The 1490-nt window shown below is 75.0% G+C and carries 2 protein-coding genes; one reads left to right on the top strand and one right to left on the bottom strand.

The features are described 5' to 3' along the window. On the bottom strand, window positions 1-878 hold an 878-nt coding region (locus HMPREF0731_RS09570; protein WP_007003907.1), incomplete at its 3' end, for a LysR substrate-binding domain-containing protein. A gap of 71 nt (window positions 879-949) precedes the next feature. On the opposite strand from HMPREF0731_RS09570, the gene HMPREF0731_RS09565 reads away from it, so the two are divergent. Then, on the top strand, window positions 950-1432 hold the full coding sequence (locus HMPREF0731_RS09565) for a DMT family transporter (RefSeq protein WP_007003906.1): 483 nt from the start codon (window positions 950-952) through the stop codon (window positions 1430-1432). Window positions 1433-1490: the final 58 nt, after the last annotated feature.

The following is a 1490-nucleotide window of genomic DNA, read 5'->3' as shown; positions in this document are numbered from 1 at the left end:
CGCAGCCAGAGATGCGCGGGGTCGCCATTGCGCCGCTCATGCCAGAGCTGGACGAAGGGAAAGAGCGGGATCGCGAAGGGCGGCGCGCAGACCAGGAAGGCCGGGTCCGCCTCCTGCCGCGCCAGGGCCCTGCGGGCGACGGTCAGCACCAGGTCGGTGCCCCGGATCAGCCCCGGCGCATGCCCCCAGTGCGGCAGGGTGACGGCGATGCGCCGGGCATGGCCGAGCGCGCGCAAGGCGGCGTCGATCTCGGCGCCCGGGCCGTCCTGCAACGCGACCAGCATGTGCGGCCGGGCCAGATAGGCCGCCAGGTCGAGGCCGCCGCCGCCCAGCCCGGCCCGGTCCGCCAGGCAGGCGAAGCGCTCGACGAACAGCCCTTCCGCCTGGAGCGGCCCGGGGCGATCGGGAAACACGCCGAGCGCCAGGTCGCACGCGCCTTCCAGCACTTGGCGCAGCATGCCCTCCCGGCTCGACTGGGTGATCGCCAGGTCGATCCCCGGCGCCTCCCGCCGCAGCCGCGGCAGCAGATCCGGCAGGATCACGGCGGCGCCGTAATCCGACATGGCCAGGCGGAAGGTCCGCCGTTCCGTGGCGGGGTCGAAGCCGCCCGGCCCCAGCACCGCGCGCAGCTGCCGCAGCGCCGAGGCCAGCGCGGGCGCGAGGTCCTGCGCCCTGGCGCTCGGCACCAGCTGGCGGCCGCGGCGGACCAGCAGCGGGTCGCCGAACAGGTGCCGCAGCCGGGCGAGCGCGTGGCTGACCGCGGGCTGGCTCATGGCCAGCCGGGCGGCGGCGCGCGACACATGCCGCTCGGCCAGCAGGGCGTCGAGCACCACCAGCAGGTTGAGGTCGATGCCGCGCAGCGTATTCACGTCGTGCATATGACGGATATGGCATCGGAATTTTCATTCATGAAGCGGATGGCGCATGGGGGTGGGCCAGGAGGTTCCCCATGCCCGGCAACGCACTGCCCCTCATCCTCGCCGCCATCGCCACCGGCGCGGTGGTTCCGTTCCAGGCCGGGGCCAACGCGCTCCTCGGTCGCACGCTCGGCCATCCCCTGTGGGGAAGCTGCGTCTCGCTCTGCGTCAGCCTCGCCTGCCTCCTGCCCCTCATGGCGCTGGCGCGGGTGGAGGCCCCGGCGCTGTCGCAGCTGGCGCAGGCGCCGCGCTGGATCTGGATCGGCGGGCTGGCCGGTGTCGTCTATGTCACCGGCGCGCTGCTGCTGGCGCCGAGGCTGGGCGCCGCCGGCTTCATCGCGGCGGCGATCGCCGGGCAGATGCTGGCCTCGGTCCTGGTCGACCAGTGGGGCCTGGTGGGGCTGCCGCAGAAGCCGGTCTCCCTGCCCCGTCTGGCCGGCCTCGGGCTGATCCTGCTCGGGCTGCTGGTGATGCAGTGGCCGTGGTCCGGCGTGAGGCCGCCCGCCGGCCCGTGACCGCGCGGCGCGGTCGCGGGCCGCGCCGCCGCTCAGGCCAGGGCCACGCCCACGGGCA

Origin of the sequence: Pseudoroseomonas cervicalis ATCC 49957 (assembly GCF_000164635.1) — a bacterium.
Lineage (GTDB): Bacteria > Pseudomonadota > Alphaproteobacteria > Acetobacterales > Acetobacteraceae > Pseudoroseomonas > Pseudoroseomonas cervicalis.
This window is presented reverse-complemented; position numbering and strand designations above follow the sequence as displayed.

Bases quoted from the DNA above. Each gene is read 5' to 3' on its own strand.
- HMPREF0731_RS09565 (WP_007003906.1), top strand. From the start codon at position 950: ATGCCCGGCAACGCACTGCCCCTCATCCTCGCCGCCATCGCCACCGGC.